Origin of the sequence: Moorena sp. SIO4E2 (genome assembly GCF_010671945.1) — a bacterium.
In the GTDB taxonomy this organism is placed as follows: domain Bacteria; phylum Cyanobacteriota; class Cyanobacteriia; order Cyanobacteriales; family Coleofasciculaceae; genus Moorena; species Moorena producens.
The window spans coordinates 1-6,107 of sequence record NZ_JAAHIE010000452.1 but is presented as its reverse complement, the minus strand read 5'-3'; the positions used below and the strand labels follow the sequence as shown (position 1 = coordinate 6,107).

Annotated in this window: 5 protein-coding genes; 3 read left to right on the top strand and 2 right to left on the bottom strand. The window is 42.8% G+C overall.

All coding sequences use genetic code 11. The annotated features are described in order from the left end of the window. Nucleotides 1-115: 115 nt before the first annotated feature. Nucleotides 116-778, bottom strand: a complete 663-nt coding sequence (locus F6K37_RS30240; RefSeq protein WP_081431836.1) for a TVP38/TMEM64 family protein — start codon at nt 776-778, stop codon at nt 116-118. 131 nt (nt 779-909) lie between these two features. Further along, nucleotides 910-1,608, bottom strand: coding sequence for a TVP38/TMEM64 family protein (locus F6K37_RS30235; protein WP_008190384.1), 699 nt, complete (start codon nt 1,606-1,608; stop codon nt 910-912). A gap of 832 nt (nt 1,609-2,440) precedes the next feature. Between F6K37_RS30235 and F6K37_RS30230 the strand changes: the two genes are divergently transcribed. From F6K37_RS30230 to F6K37_RS30220, 3 genes are all read left to right on the top strand, one after another. Beyond that, the gene (locus F6K37_RS30230; protein WP_008190385.1) at nt 2,441-2,581 is read left to right on the top strand and encodes a hypothetical protein; all 141 of its coding nucleotides are present in this window, start codon (nt 2,441-2,443) and stop codon (nt 2,579-2,581) included. Nucleotides 2,582-2,932: 351 nt separating this feature from the next. Then, nucleotides 2,933-4,111: a mechanosensitive ion channel domain-containing protein gene (locus F6K37_RS30225; RefSeq protein WP_008190387.1), complete on the top strand. Its 1,179-nt coding sequence runs from the start codon at nt 2,933-2,935 to the stop codon at nt 4,109-4,111. 407 nt (nt 4,112-4,518) lie between these two features. Then, nucleotides 4,519-5,697, top strand: coding sequence for a mechanosensitive ion channel family protein (locus tag F6K37_RS30220; protein ID WP_287254198.1), 1,179 nt, complete (start codon nt 4,519-4,521; stop codon nt 5,695-5,697). The last annotated feature ends 410 nt before the right edge of the window (nt 5,698-6,107 follow it).

Here is a 6,107-nt window from a genome sequence, read left to right as displayed (position 1 = left end):
TGATACCACGTTGCTTTATTGCCATGCTACTTCCTGGGATTGATCGGGGAGATAGGGAGGATGGGAAAGATGGTAAAATGAGGAGAATGGGACAGGAGAATGGGCAACAGGAAGACTATTTCTTTTTTCCCTTTGCCAACAGTGGCAAGGCAGACAGTATACCTAGGAAACTGAGTGCTAGGAAAAATGGTAAGCGATCGCCTCCTTGCAAAGCTTCCCCCCCAGTTACTCCCAGCCAAGTATAAGCGAGGGTACCAGGAATAATCCCAAAGAAAGTGCCAAGGGTATACTCTACCGAGCTAATCGGGGTTAGACCAAACAAGAAATTCACTACATTAAAAGGAGAAATGGGGGCAAAGCGTACTGCTAAGACAAACATCAGGGGTGTCTGCATCACTGCTTGATTGAAGCTGACCAATGCTTTATGATGCCTGAACTTGTATTCAACCCAATCTCGCAATAGATAACGCGCTACCCAAAATGCTCCCAATGCGCCTAAGGTTGCTCCGATAACAGACCAGAAGGTACCCCAAACTAAACCAAAAACTGTACCACCAGCGATAGTCAGTACTGTGCCAGGAATTCCTAAAACCGTTGCCAGAGCATAAACCAGGATAAATAAACAGATTGCCCAATGGCCTAATTCTTGCAACTGTTGCACTAGAAACCTCTGGTTAAATAAGGCTCTGACAGGAGTCGAGTAACACAATAGGACCAAAATAAATAGCGCGATCGCTAACCAAAGGCTTCGTCTTTTCAGCAATCTGTTCAATCTCATCAATCTTCTACCTTAATCACCTTAAATTGTCAGGACTTAGGGTCAGGACTTACGCAACACTCGACTTTCATTCCCCCTGATATTCGCCCTTATGGTGTAGGGTGCATTATTAACGCACCCGACAAGCAGAGTTATTGCCTAAGTTTTGATTTTTTCCAAAGTAGGGGGGTGGTAGATAGCACCGCTAATACAACTAGTGCTCCGATCAGTTGCCAGGGGGGACTACCGCTGATAGCTTCGAGACCACTGCGACCTAACCAAGCATAGGCAAAGGTAGCCGGGATAATTCCCACTGCGGTCGCAATAACATAGGTGGGTAGAGGAATTGGTGTTAAGCCAAACAAATAGTTCACGGCATTGAATGGAAAAATTGGTGCCAGGCGAATTGAGAGCACAAACCAAAAACCATTTTTCTCAATTCCCTCACTGAGTTGATCAAAACGAGAGTCCTGAAACTGATACTTAACCCAATCACCAGCAACAAAGCGAGCAATCATAAACGCAGCCGTTGCTCCTAAAGTAGCACCAATCACAGTCCACAAAGTACCCAGCATTAGTCCAAACAGAGCACCAGCTGAAAAGGTTAAAATCGCATCAGGAACAGCTAGTACTGTGGCAACAATATAAATTAGAATGTACCCCAGTGGTCCAAAAATACCCATGCTTTCCTGAAGCAATCTCAAATTTTCCAGCTTCAGCCAAGACCCAACGGGCGTAAATAGTAAAATTAAGGCAGCTGTCACCAAAACTATTGCCCCAATCCCTAACCTTAGTCTTAGCTGTATCTTGGACTGGGGCAGATTTTGAGATTTCGAGGATGAAAGGTTCATGAGCTGGTTAAAAAGTAATTGGTAATTGGTTATTTTGAAATAGGGTTATTATTTGAATTAACAACAATTATAAATTAAATTGCCTCCCATAACATATTAGATAACTATATCTAATATGTTATGGACACAATATCGCTATTTGTAACGTCCCAATGATCTAATTTTTATAGATTTTAATCGTCATTTTAAAATGCTCATTAAGTCCTAGAAATTTCCAGGCTTATGAATCTATTAAATCTTAGCTTAATGAGTTTTTACTGAGAATAGCCTTAATCAATAAGGAGCTAGTTTAGTAAATCAGGGAATCAGTGTAAATCCTAGAGATAGAACTTATCCAAAAGTGCAGAAGTCCCTGATAGCAAGTTGCTTTCTGGTGATGTTACTTGCTGATCACAAGCTCATCCCCCTGATCCTCCTCATATCAAGTCCGGTTGAATACTGATCATAAAGGTGCGCTTTCCCCATCTAATTATTAAATTCTTATTAAATTCGCCACGGGTTGCACCTAAAAGTGTGGGATCGGGGAAATGACGAGATAGGCTAGCAATAGAACACATCAATAGGGTATTGTTTTCGCCATATCTACAAGAGAATTTAGATTAATTTTAGAAATAGGGTACCCATATTACAAGTAGAACATGCTACTATTAACTCCGTCTTTACGAGATGGCTATAGACTAGTCATTGTGGGAGGTCTAGCAAATGATCAAGTTTTAGTTTCAAGTTTAACTAGCCGTTTATAGGGAATTAATTGTTTACAAGTTGGGTTGACAAGTCTGGCCAAGCAGGAGTAACTGGGTTGTCTTGATGCTTGTCTTGATGCAAAGCGCGAGTGGGGGGAAGCCCTCAGGTTGGTGCATCGGCGCTATTCGAGGTCTCGGCATCAGCTCCTGGCACGACCCTGGAAACTATGGGCACAGAACTTTTGATTCTACAAGCCCATGACTCTAATCAACCCAAACTGGGCAGTTGATGGATTGCAGTTGATTTGCGATCGCCAAACCAATAGCTAGTAATCCTTCGCTATTTCCAGCTTCTTTTACTAGCTAATACTTTTCGGTAAAATCCAGATGTGATTGACCGAATATTTTTCCTACAAACAGATATTAAAAGTTTAAAACTGGCTCCTAGGGTGCTGCGGAAACCGGCAATTGCTCTCAATCCTGTTTGTGGATTACAATCCCAATTGCATACCCAGAACTATTGGGGAAATTCGCGACTTATAGTAAAATAATTTCACCAAGAGACTTGCCATCGACTTGCCATCGACTTGTCATTTAACTAGGCAAAGGTCGATCTATGCTGTTGCATTTTCGTCGAAACTATGGAAAACCTTAAGACTACATTCAACAATACAATCAACGTTATCAAAGAAAGAATCTTTGATACCGACTTCAAGCTCGCCAACATCCCTCTTTCCACGATAGTTCTTGTGGTGCTCATCCTCATGTTCACCCAGATATTGCGAGGCTTGTTCACTGCCATAATCATTAGCAGAATCGAGCGTCTGACTAGCGGTACAGAAAGCACCCTAGACGATGAGTTCCTTAGGATTATTAGGGCACCATTAGGCTGGCTAATTTGGCTGGCTGGACTATGGGTAGTACAGCTAGTTGTGGCAAGCCATCTTACTCCTGAACAGAATCAGAAAATCCCCGAAATTCTGTTTGTGAGCGCTCTGTTCATTGCCACCTATATTCTTTACCGTGCTGCTCCACTACTGGGGGAGCTTCTAGGGGGATTGGCGGCCAACACTGAAACTGAACTCGACGATTTGTTTGTGCCCTACTTCCCAAGGCTTTTTCAGATATCAGCAGTGCTGATTGCCGCTATTAAAGCCAGTGAGATTTTGTTGGGAGCATCTGCTGGTGCACTGATCGGTCTACTGGGTGGTGCAGGTGTCGCCTTAGGTTTGTTATTCAAAGACATTATCTATGACTGGTGTTGTACGGTGATTATCTACGCTGATGGTCTCTATAAACCGGGTGACTATGTAATAGTGGACGGAGTAAGTGGTTTTGTTCAGATAGTCAGTATTGGTCTGAGAAGTACAACACTTCTTATTACTGAGTGGGGTTCTATCAAAAAACTTCCCAATTCTAAAATGATTGCTGGAGTTGTGGAAAATTGGTCCCAGAAGACTGGCAAGACCTTTAAGTGGGGCATAAATTTAACTCTGAAAGTTGATGGAACTTCAGCTGATAAAACTACCAGAATTTGTGAGGCTATTAAAGAAAAAATACCGACTATCGATGGCTTGCACAAGCAGAAAATGAAAGTTTTGTTTTCCCACATTGAAGATAATGCTAGGGTAATTAAAATTATAGTATATGTGATTGATACCAACCTCTACACTGCTGCCCAGCAATCCTTGAATATAGCAATATTAGAAATCCTGGAGAAAGAGGAGATTGATCATCTGCATATTGAGCTGGAAAAGCAACTTGAAGACTACAAACAGATGAAGGGAAATTTAGTTAGTGAGGTGATATCTAAATCCTAGCAATCCTTTGAACAAGGGATGCAGCGCTCGTTCCCTTCGAAGCTGCATCGCTTTTAGGCGCGACAATCGCGCAAATTTAATTCTTAATCGGTCAAGGGCACCTTTGAAATTAGGCAAAAATTCTAATAAAATTCCCAGGCCCGGGCCCCGCGCCCGGGTCCCTTCTTTTTTACAAATATGAGATGCACCCAAGATAGTAAACGTTTCAAACTGGCTCCTAGGGTGCTGCGCAGACGGGCAATTGCTCTAAATCATGTTTATTGCATACCTAGCACGCCTAGCACTATTGGGTAAATTGGCAACTTCTAGTAAAATTATTTCACCAATCGATTAGTTATCGACTTGCCATCGACTTGCCATTTAGCTAGGCACAGGTCGATCTCTGCTGTTGTCTTTTCGTCGAAACTATGGAAAACCTTAAAAGTACATTCAACACGACAATCAACCTAATCAAAGCAAGGATCTTTGATACCGACTTCAAGCTCGCCAACATTCCTGTTTCCACGATAGTGATTGTGGTGCTCATCCTCCTCGTCACCCAGATATTGCGAGGCTTGTTCACTTCAATAATCATTGACAGACTCGAGCGTCTGACTAGCCGTACAAAAACCACCCTAGACTATGAGTTAATTAGGATTCTTAAGCAACCATTAGGCTGGCTAATTTGGATCGGTGGACTATGGGTAGTACATCTAGTTGTGGCCACCCATCTTACTCCTGAACAGAATCAGAAAATCCCCGAGATTCTGTTTGTGAGCGCTCTGTTCATTGCTACCTATATTCTTTACCGTGCTGCGCCACTACTGGGGGAGCTTCTAGCCGGATTGGCGGCCAACACTGAAACTGAACTTGACGATTTGTTTGTGCCCTACTTCCCAAGGCTTTTTCAGATATCAGCAGTGCTGATTGCCGCTATTAAAGCCAGTGAGATTTTGTTGGGAGCATCTGCTGGTGCACTGATCGGTCTACTGGGTGGTGCAGGTGTCGCCTTAGGTTTGTTATTCAAAGACATTATCTATGACTGGTGTTGTACGGTGATTATCTACGCTGATGGTCTCTATAAACCCGGTGACTGGGTAGTAGTGGACGGAGTCAATGGTTTTGTTCAGATAGTCAGTATTGGTCTGAGAAGTACAACACTTTGTATTATTGAGTGGGGTTCTGTCAAAAAAGTTCCCAATTCTAAAATGATTGCTGGAGTTGTGGAAAATTGGTCCCAGAAGACTGGTAAGACGTTTGAGTGGGGCATAAATTTAACTCTGAAAGTTGATGGAATTTCAGCTGAGCAAACTTCCCGAATTTGTCAGGCTATTAAAGAACTAATCCCGACTATCGATGGCTTGCACAAGCAAAAAATGAAAGTTTTGTTTTCCCACATTGAAGATAATGCTCGGGTAATTAAAATTATAGTATATGTGATTGATATCAACCTCTACACTGCTGCCCAGCAATCCTTGAATCTAGCCCTATTAGAAATTCTGGAGAAAGAAGAGATTGATCACCTGCATATTGAGCTGGAAAAGCAAATTGAAGACTACAAACAGATGAAGGTAAATTTAGTTAGTGAGGTGATATCTAAATCCTAGCAATCCTTTGCACAAGGGATGCAGCCCTGGCTCCCCTATTCCGAAGCTGCATAGCTTTTAGGTGCGACCCGAACGCGCCCCGCGTCGGCTTTGCCGAAAGACGCGACCCAAAGCCGGGTTACCCGGCCATTGGAAAGCGTGCTGCCACGGGAATTTAATAATTAGATGCGGAAAGCGCACCTTTGAAATTAGGCAAAAATTTTAATAAAATTCCTGGGCCCAGGCCGGAGACTCTCCGCGCCCGGGCCCCTTCTTTTTTACAAAGATGAGATGCACCCTGACTCCTAGGGTGCTGCGCAAACGGGCAATTGCTCTAAATCATATTTATTGCATACCTAGCACGATTCGGTAAATTCCCAACTTATAGTAAAATCATTTCGCCAATCGATTTGCCATCGACTTGCCATTTA

What these genes read in the sequence shown, in the direction of transcription:
- F6K37_RS30225 (WP_008190387.1), top strand. Translation starts at nt 2,933, where the DNA reads ATGGAAAACCTTAAGACTACATTCAACAATACAATCAACGTTATCAAA.
- F6K37_RS30235 (WP_008190384.1), bottom strand. Translation starts at nt 1,608, where the DNA reads ATGAACCTTTCATCCTCGAAATCTCAAAATCTGCCCCAGTCCAAGATA.
- F6K37_RS30240 (WP_081431836.1), bottom strand. Translation starts at nt 778, where the DNA reads ATGAGATTGAACAGATTGCTGAAAAGACGAAGCCTTTGGTTAGCGATC.
- F6K37_RS30220 (WP_287254198.1), top strand. Translation starts at nt 4,519, where the DNA reads ATGGAAAACCTTAAAAGTACATTCAACACGACAATCAACCTAATCAAA.